Origin of the sequence: Paenibacillus silvae (genome assembly GCF_014639235.1) — a bacterium.
Lineage (GTDB): Bacteria > Bacillota > Bacilli > Paenibacillales > Paenibacillaceae > Paenibacillus > Paenibacillus silvae.
This window is the reverse complement of sequence record NZ_BMFU01000003.1, coordinates 708,729-723,072: the sequence shown is the minus strand read 5'-3', so window position 1 is coordinate 723,072 and position 14,344 is coordinate 708,729. Positions and strand designations below refer to the sequence as shown.

The window sequence follows — 14,344 nt, the reverse complement described above, 5'->3', positions numbered from 1 at the left end:
AATCCCCAGCGTTCAGGGCGTGTCTTGAAACCCGCTGAAGTTCATCTATAGCTGAAACCCGCTGAAGTGTAATCTATGGCCGTTTTTTGCTCCTTGCTGTGTGCTTTCCCTGCTGCGTGCTTTCCTTTGGCGTGTCCTCGGTACGCCTGTGAGAAACTTCATGCTTGGAACGAAGATTCGGTAAAATTGGATTCCTTCAGCGTTTTCAGACAACACTGGATGAATTTCAGGAATGATGGCGAGGAATTGCAGATCCCAGCACACGGCGCCCTGCCTTATGACAAGGTGGTGGTATAAGGGGCGCTGGGCATTGAGTTTTGTTGTTGTTATTTTACATCAGGAGGGAGTAGGGTGAATGTTAAAGTTTCTGATCTCCGGGTTTGAGCCGTTTGGCGGGGATACTGTGAATCCAACGGCAGCATTGATGCAGGCTTTGGAACACGAAGCAGTGGAGAGGACTGTAATCAAAACCTTGCTGCTGCCTGTGCATTTTGATGAATGTGCAGATTTGCTGATTGCGGAGATGAAGGCTTTTCAGCCGGATGTCGTTATTGCATGTGGACTGGCGAAAGGCAGAACAGCGATAACACCAGAACGCATTGCAATTAATGTAAAAGATATTCCGTCTGGCTCTTATGCGGATAATCAGGGTCGGCGTCCTGTGGATGAGCCGATTACGGCGGGAAGTCCGGATGGATTATTTTCCACTCTGCCGATTCGGGCAATGGTCAATGATATGGTGGCTGCAGGCATCCCCGCTGCTGTTTCTAATACGGCAGGTACGTATATATGCAATAACACGATGTATCGGGTGCTGGACTACATTCGCATAGAGCAGCTGCCTGTGCAGGCAGGCTTTGTGCACTTCCCGGCTTCAACAGAAATGGCTGCTATGGCGCCGTCTGTCCCGTCATTGCCGCTTTCCATGATGCTTGACGCACTACACTCCATGATTCAAACCGTAATATCTGAATCGAAGAAAATTGAAGGATGAGTAAAGTAAAGTGAAGTGAAGTGAAGTAAAGTAAAGTAAAGTAAAGTGAAGTAAAGTGAAGTAAAGTAAAGGAATGGAGGAGAATAGAATGTAAGTTAATTGAATGGAAGAGGAGAGACGAGAAGGGTATAGAAAAGAAGAGAAGATACCGGAAAAGAGATAAGTGAGTGTAAAGTAATACAAAGATTACTGCAAAGATACTACAAAGAGCAGTACAAAGAGCAATACAAGGAGCGGTACAAAAAGCGGTACAAAGAGCAATACAAAGAACAGTACAAGGAGCAGAACAAGAGTAATACAACGAGTAAGAGGGAGAGTAAGGAGAATGCGGCAGAAGAGCATGAGCAAAGAATAGCTTACTCGTAGATGTATTGACCTCATAACCATAAACAAAGTGGCAGTCCTGTTGACGTAAAGCCGACGAAAGGGACTGCCCTTTGATATGCAACGGATAAATACATAGTGATGCACAATAAGCGTTGGTATACGTACTCATTGGTGACAATATACAGCACACAGTGGGGCAATATGCAGTACCAATCAATATAGAGCACAGAATGATGCAATGCGCAGTGCCAATCATTATAGAGCACAGAATGAGGCAATACACAGTGCCAATCAATATAGAGTGCACAGTGGTGCAATGCGTAGGTCAAACAATATAGAGTACACAGTAGTGCATTATGCAGGTCGATCAATATAGAGCACACAATGGTGCAAGATGCAGCATATACAGTAAGCTAACCAAGCGCTGAATAGCTGAATAGCGTCTCGAGTTCAGGCTGAGAAATTCTAACGATCTCCAGCGACGCTATTTAGCCTAATTTAGCGGTTTTAAAATTCTAACGATTCGTAGGAACGCTATTTCAGTAATTTAGACCAAATCGAGGTCGAATAGAGTGATTTTCGGGCAAATAAGGTTTCTGGGGATCGTTAGATTTGGCAGACCACAAAAAATGGACAAATAAGCTCTCTCAGAATCGCTAGCGGTAGACACAACAGAATGGGATTGACCCAGGCACAGAACCCCGAAAACTCCATGAAATATGTTTAAATGATTGAACACATTGGCTCTGCGAAGGATGCAGCTCTTTACTCTTTACCAGCACTTTACATAGTGACTCTCTTTCCCCGCTCAGCTCAGCAATTATATGCGTAGCAGGTTCAGGTCGAACTCGGGAACCAGCTTTTCTTTCATGGCTCGTCCGAGCAGAGCGGTGATTGCAGCGTATCCATCCTCGCCCAGATTGGCGCTGAATTCGTTGACATACAAGTCGATATGCTGAGCAGCTACAGACGGGTCCATTTCTTGTGCATGTTCCATGACATAGGGTCTTGATTCTTCAGGATGTGCCCAGGCGTACTCGACCGATGCACGTGCCCAGCCAGCCAGAGCTTGAGCATCCAGATCACGGCGAGCAATAATGGCACCAAGTGGTATTGGCAGACCCGTATCGCTTTCCCACCAGTTGCCGAGGTCGGTCATTAGTTTGAGATCGTAATTTTGATACGTAAAACGTGCTTCGTGGATAACCAGTCCAGCATCAATCTGACCGTCGCGGACGGCAGGCATGATTTTATCAAAAGGCATGACCACAATTTCACCTACACCGCCGGGTACATTTTGTGCGGCCCATAGACGGAATAAGAGATAGGCTGTAGAACGCTCGCTTGGTACAGCAACCCGGCGTCCAGACAGATATGCAGGATCGGTAGTGCCATTAGCTGTTAGAACGAGAGGGCCACACCCTCTGCCGAGTGCACCCCCAGCGGGTAATAAAGCGTAATTTTCCAGAACATAGGGGAGTGCCGCATAGGAAATTTTCATGACTTCCGGAATATCCGGTCCGAGTGGGCTGGCTGCAAGGCCATTTGTTATATCGATATCGGCATAGCGTACCTCAAGCTCAGGTGCACCTGGAATCAACCCATGCACCCAGGCGTGGAAGATAAAAGTATCGTTAGGACAAGGGGAAAAAGCAATATTCATGATGTTATAACCTCCCGTAAAATAGAACTTGCTGCCTGGAGCGCATCCAGGGCATCCTTGATGCGCCAAGCGTCGCGGTTGCGTGGACCGACCGCGTTAGATATGCCGCGCAGTTCGAGCACCGGCAGGCCGAACTGCTGCGCGGCTGTTGCTACGCCGAAGCCCTCCATGCCTTCGGCGGCAGCATCCGGCACGCGGCGCAGCAGCTCCGCGGCCGTCTCCGCAGTTCCGGTCGCCGTGGACACGGTGACCGCAGTGCCTCCGCTGACAGCGAGCCCTGCCCGCTGCAGCTCATGGCGAAGGCGTGCGGCAAGCTCCGCGTCCGCCGCCACACGGGACGAGCCGAATCCGAGCTCGTCCACAGAGAGGAAGCCGTCTGGCGTTTGCGAGCCCAGATCGGCTGCAAGCATAGCGTCGGCTACCACAAGGGAGCCGACGGGCGCACGGCCGGGGAACCCGCCGCCGATGCCGGCACTGATCACCAGCCTGTAGGCTGGTGACCCGTCGCCGGTCCCGCGTGCGGGCCCCGGCCAGGATGCGGCAGAGGCCTGTGCCGCATCCGATTCCTCTGGCGCAGCGGAGCCCTGCGCCAGTTTAGGTGCACTTGCCGCTGCTGAAGCAAAAGCCAGGGCAGCGGCAGTTCCGGCAGCGGCCGAGGCAGGGCCAACGCCCGCCGCAATCACATCAAAGTGATCCGCAGCATGGTCGCCCAGCCCCCGAAGAATTGCATCCTTTTCCGCATCAACTGCAGTCACAATCAGTATACGTGAAGATCTGCCTGATGCGTTCGCAGAAGCTCCCTTGCTTGCTTCCGCCCCTACGTATGTGTCCAAGCTGATATTTGTACCAGCTTCGGCATTTGTACCTGCAATCGAATCTGTGATTATCACCATTTCAGCATGTGTATCTTTAGTCGTACCTGTGTCTGTATCTATGCCTGTATCAATGTCAGTATCAGTATCAGTAGTAGCAATTGTGCCCTTAACAATATTTGTTGAGACATCCATGTTAACGTTACTCTCTGGGGATTTGCCGCCCTCAACCGAGGGAGTAACGCTGTTGTTATTACGTTCACCAGGCTGCTGTTCAGTCATATTAGGAATGCTCCTTACCAAGACGTTATTATTTATCAGCTGTAAGCTGTATGATTCGTACATTCTGAGGATTACAAGAGGCTGTGTCCATTGGAAAAGAACAAATTTAGTCTTTTTGTCTTTCAAAGAGTGGACAATGTTTTCAAAAAGCTACTATACCCCTGCAGGTCATACGAATTCTATATATAGATATAAAATAAATATTATAAGAAAATTGATCTATATGTAGATTAGAGATTGTGGTGTGTTAATTATAAAATAGTGTCCACCTTTTGCTAAACAAAATACAAAAATGTGCGCGGGTGGTGGACGGGTTCGAAACGTTGTGAGGTGCGGTTCAAATCTACTTTGAAATCCACGCTCAGATCAACTCTTAGGCAGGACATTACAATAAACACTCGAAATTAATTTTGGATCAAACTTAGCGAAGCGTAACCCAACCCAGCCCAACCCAGCCCAACTCAGCGTAACCCTAACTCAACCCATCCCAACTTAACCAAGCTAGTTCCTTTTATCATAACGAAGGGGTACGAGAAGGACAAGTGAGAGACCACTCATAACAGAAGATTACGTTAGTCGCCAAACCATACCTTTGCTGGAAAAGCTGATCTCATCCACATGAACCAGCCTAAAAGTATTGCAACTTTTTTTTGTTCATACTTCCACATGGTCTAAGCCAATCATGCCTTGCTTCTACGATTCTCTCTCTTACATCAATTACTTACATCAGCTCTTCCATCGGTTACTGTTACAACGTATAGCATACTACATATAAAGCCTATCCCACATTACAGAGTACACTCGTCAAGCACCAGGCGTTTGCACGTAACTTTATGTCAATTATATCATATTGAATACCTGTACATATTGTTCCTCAACCTGAAAATAGATCCATCTAACATATTGACAATCTACATTAACTGTATTATTAATAATAGTACGGTTAGTACGGTGGTGGAATGCAGACCAAAGAACGTAATAAGATGGGCCCCCCGAAGGTGATATAAGTGGTGGATAGCACCGAGGTAGCGGATGAACCTCACCGAAGGTGGTATTCGTGATGGATAGCACACAGGCAGCAGGTGAACCTCACCGAAGGGGGTATTCGTGATGGATAACACGCAGGTAGCAGGCGAACTTCACTCAAGGTGATTTTCCTGATAACAGCACCTCAGCACCTAAGTAAATCATGAATTTCACCAACGATCCCACCGACCGTAATGGCTCAGTGCAGCAGCAGTAATACAGCAATGCAATATTCAACATTTTATGAGAGGAGGTGCCGGATGTTCGAATTGGATGTACGCAGCCGTAAGGCGATCTATGAGCAGCTGGTGGACAAAGTCAAGGAAATGATCGTATACGGTATCCTGAAACCCGACGAGCAGCTTCCATCCGTCCGAGCCTTGTCAACGCAGCTCACCGTGAATCCGAATACGATTCAGAAGGCATACCGTGAATTGGAACGTGAGGGTTATATTTATTCCATACCGGGTAAAGGGAGCTTCGTATCATCATCTGTGGAACATCCGAATGAAGCGATGAAAGATGAGATCAGAGAGTCGATGGTGAAACTTATCGCTGAAGCTTCGTATTCCGGCTTAACCAAAGCGGAACTGACTCTTTTATTCGAAGAAGCGATGGCCCGTATAGAGAGGGAGGTGTCACATGATTGAGCTCAATCAAGTCATCAAGGCTTTTGAACAGGAGAAGGCTGTCGATGGTGTAAGTATGCACATACATAAAGGTTCGATCTACGGCTTGCTTGGTTCCAACGGGGCGGGCAAAACATCACTGCTCAAAATCATCGCCGGTATATACCGTCAGGACCGCGGCACGGTACGCATTGACGGGGCTGAAATTTATGAAAATCTGGACCTGAAGGGTCGCACGATTTTCATGGCCGATGCACCTACCTTTTTCCCGCAATCGACGATTACCCATATGGCTGCATTTTACCGTTCTGTCTATCCGCGCTGGAGCGATGAGCGTTTCGAGCAGCTGGCTTCTGTCTTCAAACTGGATGTAAAACGCAAGCTTCATCGCATGTCGAAGGGCATGCGCCGTCAGGCTGCGGTATGGCTGGGACTCAGCTGTATGCCTGAGGTACTGCTCATGGATGAACCGATTGATGGTCTCGACCCTGTCATGCGCCAGCAGATCAAAAACCTGCTCTTTCAGGAAGCGGCCGAGCGCCAGGTTACAATCATTATCTCCTCCCACAATTTGCGGGAGATTGAAGACCTCTGCGATCATGTTGCGATCATGCACAAGGGCAAGATTATCGTTCAGAAAGATCTTGATGACCTCAAGGCCGATACACATAAAATTCAGGTTGCTTTTCGCCACCCGGATCATGCCCGGTTGCTGAAAGAACAAGTTCACATTTTGCATGAAGAAAAAAGAGGAAGTGTTTCCTTGTATATTGTTAAAGGTCATCGTGAAGATGTCACCGCTCAATTCCGATTGCATGATCCGTATCTGCTGGATGTGCTGCCGCTGACGCTGGAGGAAATTTTTATCTATGAAATGGAGGGTGCAGGGTATGATATTCAACCGATTGTACTTTAACCGCGGCATCCTGTACCAAAATTTCAGGCAGCACGGGTGGCTTGGTCTTATTTATCTGCTTCTCTTATTATTATCTCTTCCGCTGAATATCGGAACAGCATATCGGGAAAATGCAGAGAAAATCAACAGTCTGTTCATGGTAAGAGGGGAATTACTTTGGTTCTTTGCGATAAGTATACCGGTAGTGATCGGGTTGTTTCTGTTCCGTTATATCCAGGCTGGTGGACCTGCTGATCTGTATCACAGTCTGCCGCTGAAGCGTAAACATCTGCTGACGATGAACCTGTTGACTGGATTTGTGATGATTCTTGTACCTATCTGGATTACGGCTGGAGTTACTGGCTGGGTATCTGCTGTCGTGAAGGAGCCTGCCTATATTTTTGATGGCACAGCGGTCTGGATGTGGGGCGTGACCATGAGTATGGTCTCCTTGTTCATGTTTACGTTGACGGTTGCTGTAGGCATGTGTATCGGACAGTCCATTTTGCAGGGACTTACCGTGTACGGGATCTGCCTGATTCCTATTGTGTTCTGGGGAGTCTTTGAACTGCATTTGATGCGGTATCTATTAGGTTTTCCGGATGATGCATTTCAATATGGCAGAACAGAGATATCTCCCATTGTCCGCATCAGCAATCTAAATTATGCTCCAGAATGGGGAGAGCTTGGAATCTATGCTGCACTGACTGTGATTCTGGTTGTTCTGACGTACATATTCTATCGTAAACGTCATGTGGAATCGGCAACACAGGCGATAACATTCCGCATCGTAAAGCCCATTTTCCGTTTTGGATTCATGTTTACGGTGGTGTTGGTCAGCGGAGCCTATTTTACGATGATTGAACCCCGCGGTTCCGAGTTCTGGGGTGTCACCGGATACATCATCGGGGGTATTGCAGGATACCTGGGAGCCGAGATGATTATTCGCAAAAGCTGGCTCATCTGGAGCCGGAGCTTGCTGCCAAGATTTGCTGTATACGCGGGAGCTGTAGCAATCATTTTGTATGTGCCGGTCGCAGACTGGAACGGTTATGCATCGAACGTTCCGACGAGTGATCGTGTGGAGAAGGTACGAATTGGCGGAGACCATTTCACTTATGTGGATAACAATTATATAAAGATGGACGACGACCAATTTTATTCCGCAAATACGGGATATATTGACGCTGTAGTTACACTTCATCAGAAAATCGTAGATTCGGACCTGCCTTTGCGCCCATTGGGGGTGAACCGGGATGCGCGTGACGAAGAAGAAGTCAGGATCGATTATCAGTTGAAAAATGGTAAAACATTATCGAGGCAATATTACATTCCAACCTCCAATTTTCAACAAGAACTGATGGACGTGAAAAACCGGGACGATTACAAAACGACCAGGTACGAGACATATATCCTGGACGGTGAAGTCCGGAACATCGGCATCCGGTCAGGTTACAACCGAGATCGGACAGCGTTTATCACAAATCCGGAGCTGATTCGTGAATTCAAGGCGTTGTTGAAAGAAGAAATTCTGGATCAATCGTACGAAGATCAGCGGTCACCTTGGGAGACATTTGCTTCCGTTGAAGTTTATATGAATATCCCGGAATCTTCGTCCAAACTGATGTTGGATGGTGTCAATCGCAGCGCAACGTACGAGATTAAACCGAGTTATAGTCGATTGATTGAATGGCTGAAAGAAAACAAGCTTTACGATCAGCTGCGGGTATCTGAAGACGAGGTTGCCTCTGCCCAATTCATCAAACAGGAGATCAACAGTCCGGGCAACGTCAAAATGGTCTATGCTGATCCACAGTTTATTGATGGCAATCCCCAGGGCAATCAAATGATCGTGACCAAAAACAAAAAAATTATTAGCGAGCTGCTCCAGCGCCAAAGAGCCGGTTTTTACACAGATAACGACACGATCTATCAGATCAAACTCAACTTTATCAGAGGTCAGAATGTGTATATGATATTGAAAGAGGACGACCTGACCGAAGAGATGAGAGCCATTTTGCTGGACAATTAATGGTTTATCAGTGATATGAGAATTTAGCTTGACCAGATGTTCTGTATGGAATATATTAGAAAAAGTAAAAAATTCAAGCGATTCGTTATTTCACTGAATCTCATATGACACGTTTTGATGGGGAAGCACCCGTAAGAGCAGGCACAAGCCTGACTTACGGGTGCTTTTTGTCGTGACCAGAGTAGTTCAGGGAGCATAGCGGCGTTGTTGCATTCGCTATTTCGATGTGATGGAGGGGGAACAAAGATGGATAAACAAGCACGTGTATCCGAAACAGACAAACGATTACATGCATTGGGAACACCGAATCAACAGGGAATGTTTAAGTGGGTTATCTTATTCATGTTTATGTTCGCGGCGGGAATGACCTGGGATGCAGCAAATGCGTATGGGGAGGGGCTGGAACTGAGTGTAAATGCACAGAAAGCCTGGGATACCGTATTAAACAAGGCTGATGCATCGACCAAGCGCTCCCTGCTGCGAGCTTATGAAAGCACAGGAGAATGGAAGACGCAGGAAGGGCTGTGGCAGCAAAAAATCAAGCAGCTTCACAAAGCTAATGCGGATGAACTTGTGAAGCTTCGAAAGGCAATACGCGAGACGGATGCAGCCAAGCTGACGGCTCTCCAAAAGTCGCTTGAGGACACACAAGCACGTTATGAGCCTTTATTTAACCTCTATCGTTCCCTGAACCAACAATGGTCTGCCGCCAAGGGTGTTCAGAATAAGGAATGGAGAGCTGCTCTTCACGCTCAGACCGAGACGCTGAAGCCGTTGGTGAAGCTGGCAAGGGAGGATATTCGGACGTGGAAGGCAAAGCTTGCTGAAGCTCGGAAGCAGAAGAATGCTGAAATCAAGCGGCTGAGAACCCTGTTAAACGCAGCAACTGCTGTAAAAAAGCAGATACCAACAGCCCAAAAGAGAGTCAGCTTGGCCAGAGAACGATATTCTAACGCATTGCGCAGCTTCAAGCAAACATTAAAAAAGGGTGATCCTGCACGTACATTGACTGCTCTGCATTCACTCGAAGCTGCGGTTGAGAAATGCGTGAGTGCGAGACAAATCATCTATTCATTAGAGCAGAAGATATCCGAAATCTACGTTAAGGTAGGTCAGGAGGTTAGCAATCGTCCCAAGTAACCAATACAAAAAAAGGTGCCCTGTAGTCCGCCATGATTCAGTATGGCGAGACTCCTGGAGCACCCTTAAACTCACTTGTTAAACAGTATAGATAATCTGCGCATTGCTTCTTCAACCGTAGCACGTGAACAAGCAACGTTAATGCGCATAAAGCCGGCACTTTCTGCTCCGAATACAGCGCCATCATTGAAGGCGAGCTTGGCCTCATGCAGAAGTTTGCGAGTTAGTTCGGCATGAGTCATGCCCAATCCGCGGAAATCCACCCATAACAAGTAGGTTGCTTCTGGCAGAAGCACGTTGATGCCATGTATATGCTCTGTAATATACTGCTGCACATACTCCATATTACCGCGAATGTAAGTGAGACACTGGTCAAGCCATTCCTCGCCTCCATCGTATGCAGCCTCGGTAGCAGCAGCCCCGAATGTGCTGATGCTGGACAGACCCATCGTCCGTACACCCAGAGCGAAGCGTTCTCGCAAATCAGTGTTTGCAATAATAATGTTGGATGTACATAAGCCGGGAATGTTAAACGTTTTGCTTGGTGCTGTGCAGATGATGCTGTAGTTTGCAATCTCCTCCGAGATCAGACTAAGCGGTGTATGAGCACCGCGCTCATATATAAGATCGGCATGAATCTCATCTGATACGATGAGTACATTGTATTTCAGACACAGCGAAGCGAGTTCTTCCAGCTCCTCCCGGGTCCACACCCGCCCAACAGGGTTGTGAGGGCTGCAAAGAATCAGCATTTTGATCTTGCCGGTCTGGAAGCTTGCTTCCAGATGTTCCAGATCCATCGTATACTGCCCTTGCTTTTCAAGCAATGGATTGGTGACCAGCTCCCGGCCCTGACCTCTAACTACGTCATAAAAAGGAGGATACACCGGAGTTTGAATAACTACGGCATCACCAGGTGAAGTGAATTGCTGAACGGCTATGCTGAGTGCGGGCACGATGCCTGGTGTAAACACCATCCAGTCTGATTGTATTTTCCAGTTGTGGCGGCGCTCCATCCAGCTGATAACGGCCGCTTGATAAGCATCTGACTGCAGAGTGTAACCAAAAACTCCGTGTCCCACCCGTGTCTGCAGAGCTTCGATAACAGAAGGGGGAGCGGCAAAATCCATATCGGCAACCCACATCGGGAGCGCATCTGTCACACCGAAGAAGTGCTCCAGCCCGTCCCACTTTTCGGAAGCGGTGGATAAGCGGGTAATAGGTGTATTGAATGTGCTCTGATTTATCATAACTAGATGTCCTCCTTGAGTTGGGGTGCATTGTGTATTTTCGCAAAATATCTAAAACATCATCCTATATATCATCGGATACTTCTTCTATTTTCGCAAATTCCAAACCATTTTTATGTGCCCCAGGTCCTGATTTGGCGAGATAACGTTTACACTGTTTAATCCAGTGCTTATGATAGGGCTAATGTGAAATGCAAGCTAGTTATGCATTCAGCATTTATGGATGAAGTACACTGTTAAATGAATTATTCGAATGCTAAATATGGATTCATGCAATCACAGGGATAAATAGTATCCTTGAATTAAGACTTGGAGGCGATCTGAATATGAAGAACAAAAAGTGGTTGATTGGAGCCAGTGTATTTGGCATGGTGCTGACAGGATCAGCGGGTGTGTACGCAGGAAGCAAGCTGGAAACAATCAAGGCTTACCTGAACCATGGGCTTGCAATTGAAGTCAACGGACAAGCCTTCACTCCGACAGGTGATCAGGGCAAGAAGCTTGCGCCGATTACATATCAAGGCAGTACTTATCTTCCGGTTCGTTCTATTGCCGAGGCATTGAAGACAGAAGTGAAGTATGATGCCAAAGGGAATAAGGTAAGCATCGGTGGTTCCAGTTCTTCAGGCGGCTCGTCATCAACGGGTGGTGGTGAATCATCTTCACCTTCGACAGGCACAAACACACAAGCGTCAGGAGTGAAGTCCAAATATCTGCCAGCGGATTTCCCGCTGCCAAAGGATGCCAATGCGACCAGTCTGATTGAGAGTACCGTGGACGGGAACAAAAAGGTGTCGCTTACCTACACAACTAAGGAGAGTCTGACAACAATCGGTACAGACTACAAAAACTATTATCAGACCAAAAATCTCACCCAGAAGAGTGAGGATATCCAGGCTGACGAATTCAGTTTTATCGGCCGTGAGGAAGGTAAATATGCTATTTCCATTACAGGAAATGTGTCTTCGGAAAATAAGGATTTGAATGAAATTACGGTGATCTGGGGAGAGGAATAGCCTCGATACGGACGTGCCTTAACCAGTAACCAGTTGATGAAATAGAGAAAGCCGTTTGCCTGTGAGCATAAGCGATTACAGGTAAACGGCTTTTCGTATTATCAGGTTAACCGCCATTAATGGCTAACCCTACAGGTATTCATTAAACCAGCCAACGATATGCTCTAACCGGCGAACTCTCAGATACGGATGGCCGCCGCGAGATAGCTCATGGTTAGCTCCCGGGAAACGAACGAGCCGTGTCGTCTGCTTGCGTCGTTTCAAGGCAACATATAACTGCTCGGCCTGCTCAATCGGGCAGCGAAGATCCTGTTCTCCATGGAGAATGAGCAGTGGTGTCTGCACGTTGCCGACATATGCGAGCGGCGAATGTTTCCACAGCTTTTCGGTATCATCCCACGCATTACCGCCAATCTGATCCTCCGTGAAGAAATACCCGATATCACTGACACCGTAGAACGATAGCCAGTTGCAGATGGAACGCTGAGTGACAGCCGCTTTGAAACGATGGGTGTGTCCCACGATCCAGTTGGTCATAAAGCCGCCGTAGCTGCCGCCTGTTACACCAAGTCTGGTTGGATCAATAAACGAGTAACGGGATACAACGTAATCCACACTTTCCATCAGATCGCGGTAATCGCCGCCGCCATAATCTCCGCGACATGCATTCACAAATTGCTGTCCGTACCCCAACCCTCCGCGTGGATTGATATATACAACAGCATAACCTTGTGCGACCAGCAGCTGGAATTCATGCATAAATGTGAAGCCGTACATCATATGTGGTCCGCCATGAATCTCAAGAATGGTCGGGACCTTGACCCCGTCCACCACACCATGAGGTTTCATAATCCATCCTTGCACACGCTGCCCATCCGTGGTATCGAACCAGAAGGTTTCCGGTGTGCACAGCCAGATGTCCTGCCCAAGCTGCGGATTACTCAAGGTAAGACGGACCGCCTTGCTTTCAGGATCATTCGGGCTTTCATACAAATACAGATCGCCAGGATGCTGCGTGTCGGCCGCAGCGGCTACAATCTGCCCCTGCTCCAGTTCGGCAAACTGGTAGACCTCACACTTATCAGGCGACAGATACTCGGCATGGCCTCCATCTAATGGAAACCTTGCAATGCGTACACTGCCATGGATACTGGCCAGACAGAGAATAGATGAGCCGTCTCGTGAATACAACGGGCCGGTAGGCACGAGATGAGAGCGCATGTCACCTACCAGGCTGTGGTTCAACTGCACGTCCCAATGTGAACTTAAACAAGAAGGCTCTCCACCTGAGATAGGCAGTGTGTACAGCTTCGCAAGGGTAGCGTTTCCATAAGTGCGATCGCTGGCAAGAAGGGCCAGTGATTGTGCATCAGGTGCAAAGCATAGCCGATAGAATGCATACCCTTCAGGGGTTAATTGTTGTATGTTTGATCCGTCGGGTCTGGAGGTATACACATGGTTGGTCAAAACAAAATCACTGTGCTGTTCGTCCTCCGCGGGAATATGAGTAATCCATGCAACGCGTGTACCATCCGGTGACCAGGCATAATCTCCAATATCATAGTGACCTGATGTTACAGGAATAGCTTCTGCCCTTACGGGGGCGATCACAAAAAGATGAGCCCGTCTGCCATTCCATAATCCGCTCTCATCCGATTTCATGCGAATGCGATCAACGATCAGTTCTTGAGGAAGCAGCTTCTCCGCACTGTCGTGCTCTCGGGCAGCTGTTGGGCTAATCTGCTGCTTAGGGGAGGTATCCACAGTAGACTTTACAAGCAAACAATTGCCATCAGGAGACCATAAAAAAGAACTTACCCCATGCTGCAGCTCACTGATCTGTTGAGCTTCTCCGCCATCCGCAGCCATTAGCCATACCTGAGATTGCCCTTCGGACTTACGTATAAAAGCAAGCTGTGATCCATCCGGTGACCAGGCCGGGGAATGATCATATTCTCCGAATGTGAAGGGCTTGTCTTTCCGACTGCTGAGTTCAAGCATCCGCAAGTGAGAACGATAACCGTCGTGTTTGTCATTGGTTTGCCGGCTAACATAGACCAGCTTCCCACCCTGTGGAGACGGAACCGGATCGTTGACCCATGTAATCTGATACAGATCTTCGGATGTTATGGCGCGTTTTCCGTTCATCATATGTCCTCCTGCTCTTCTTGAGAGATTGGATAATTTCCTAAGCTTTCCATTTATATTAACGGAAAGAAAGGTAGAGGACAACAACGATGCCCGGCTAAACGGAGGAAGGATAATATTTTTCTTCACG

The 14,344-nt window shown here is 47.8% G+C and carries 10 protein-coding genes; 6 read left to right on the top strand and 4 right to left on the bottom strand.

All coding sequences use genetic code 11. The annotated features are described in order from the left end of the window. The first annotated feature begins 355 nt into the window (after nt 1-355). On the top strand, nt 356-994 hold the full coding sequence (locus IEW26_RS14120; RefSeq protein WP_188592836.1) for a pyroglutamyl-peptidase I: 639 nt from the start codon (nt 356-358) through the stop codon (nt 992-994). A gap of 1,147 nt (nt 995-2,141) precedes the next feature. Here the strand turns inward: IEW26_RS14120 and IEW26_RS14115 are convergent. Beyond that, on the bottom strand, nt 2,142-2,984 hold the full coding sequence (locus tag IEW26_RS14115) for a 1,4-dihydroxy-6-naphtoate synthase (RefSeq protein WP_188592835.1): 843 nt from the start codon (nt 2,982-2,984) through the stop codon (nt 2,142-2,144). Continuing rightward, nucleotides 2,981-3,748 carry a futalosine hydrolase gene (locus IEW26_RS14110; protein ID WP_373288476.1) on the bottom strand — a complete coding sequence of 256 codons (768 nt, stop codon included), beginning with the start codon at nt 3,746-3,748 and terminating at the stop codon, nt 2,981-2,983. Before IEW26_RS14110 ends, IEW26_RS14115 begins: the two co-directional genes overlap by 4 nt. A 1,616-nt stretch (nt 3,749-5,364) precedes the next feature. Between IEW26_RS14110 and IEW26_RS14105 the strand changes: the two genes are divergently transcribed. The 4 genes from IEW26_RS14105 (at nt 5,365) to IEW26_RS14090 (ending at nt 9,800) form a co-directional block, all read left to right on the top strand. After that, complete coding sequence (locus IEW26_RS14105; protein WP_110897269.1) at nt 5,365-5,754, top strand: GntR family transcriptional regulator; 390 nt, start codon at nt 5,365-5,367, stop codon at nt 5,752-5,754. Further along, a complete protein-coding gene (locus IEW26_RS14100) occupies nt 5,747-6,649 on the top strand; it encodes an ABC transporter ATP-binding protein (protein ID WP_145403582.1) in 903 nt (300 codons plus the stop codon). Before IEW26_RS14105 ends, IEW26_RS14100 begins: the two co-directional genes overlap by 8 nt. Next, on the top strand, nt 6,624-8,660 hold the full coding sequence (locus IEW26_RS14095) for a hypothetical protein (protein WP_188592834.1): 2,037 nt from the start codon (nt 6,624-6,626) through the stop codon (nt 8,658-8,660). The genes IEW26_RS14100 and IEW26_RS14095 overlap by 26 nt, the downstream gene beginning before the upstream one ends. A 246-nt stretch (nt 8,661-8,906) precedes the next feature. After that, complete coding sequence (locus tag IEW26_RS14090; protein ID WP_188592833.1) at nt 8,907-9,800, top strand: hypothetical protein; 894 nt, start codon at nt 8,907-8,909, stop codon at nt 9,798-9,800. Nucleotides 9,801-9,871: 71 nt separating this feature from the next. Here IEW26_RS14090 and IEW26_RS14085 read toward each other — a convergent pair whose 3' ends face one another. Continuing rightward, the gene (locus IEW26_RS14085; RefSeq protein WP_188592832.1) at nt 9,872-11,050 is read right to left on the bottom strand and encodes a MalY/PatB family protein; all 1,179 of its coding nucleotides are present in this window, start codon (nt 11,048-11,050) and stop codon (nt 9,872-9,874) included. 326 nt (nt 11,051-11,376) lie between these two features. Between IEW26_RS14085 and IEW26_RS14080 the strand changes: the two genes are divergently transcribed. Continuing rightward, nucleotides 11,377-12,066 (top strand): stalk domain-containing protein, encoded by a 690-nt coding sequence (locus IEW26_RS14080; RefSeq protein WP_188592831.1) that lies wholly within the window; start codon nt 11,377-11,379, stop codon nt 12,064-12,066. A 129-nt stretch (nt 12,067-12,195) separates the two neighbouring features. On the opposite strand, the gene IEW26_RS14075 is transcribed toward IEW26_RS14080, so the two are convergent. Beyond that, nucleotides 12,196-14,217: a prolyl oligopeptidase family serine peptidase gene (locus tag IEW26_RS14075; protein ID WP_308423468.1), complete on the bottom strand. Its 2,022-nt coding sequence runs from the start codon at nt 14,215-14,217 to the stop codon at nt 12,196-12,198. Between the last annotated feature and the right edge of the window lie 127 nt (nt 14,218-14,344).

What these genes read in the sequence shown, in the direction of transcription:
- IEW26_RS14090 (WP_188592833.1), top strand. Translation starts at nt 8,907, where the DNA reads ATGGATAAACAAGCACGTGTATCCGAAACAGACAAACGATTACATGCA.
- IEW26_RS14095 (WP_188592834.1), top strand. Translation starts at nt 6,624, where the DNA reads ATGATATTCAACCGATTGTACTTTAACCGCGGCATCCTGTACCAAAAT.
- IEW26_RS14080 (WP_188592831.1), top strand. Translation starts at nt 11,377, where the DNA reads ATGAAGAACAAAAAGTGGTTGATTGGAGCCAGTGTATTTGGCATGGTG.
- IEW26_RS14105 (WP_110897269.1), top strand. Translation starts at nt 5,365, where the DNA reads ATGTTCGAATTGGATGTACGCAGCCGTAAGGCGATCTATGAGCAGCTG.
- IEW26_RS14115 (WP_188592835.1), bottom strand. Translation starts at nt 2,984, where the DNA reads ATGAATATTGCTTTTTCCCCTTGTCCTAACGATACTTTTATCTTCCAC.
- IEW26_RS14085 (WP_188592832.1), bottom strand. Translation starts at nt 11,050, where the DNA reads ATGATAAATCAGAGCACATTCAATACACCTATTACCCGCTTATCCACC.
- IEW26_RS14100 (WP_145403582.1), top strand. Translation starts at nt 5,747, where the DNA reads ATGATTGAGCTCAATCAAGTCATCAAGGCTTTTGAACAGGAGAAGGCT.
- IEW26_RS14120 (WP_188592836.1), top strand. Translation starts at nt 356, where the DNA reads ATGTTAAAGTTTCTGATCTCCGGGTTTGAGCCGTTTGGCGGGGATACT.
- IEW26_RS14075 (WP_308423468.1), bottom strand. Translation starts at nt 14,217, where the DNA reads ATGATGAACGGAAAACGCGCCATAACATCCGAAGATCTGTATCAGATT.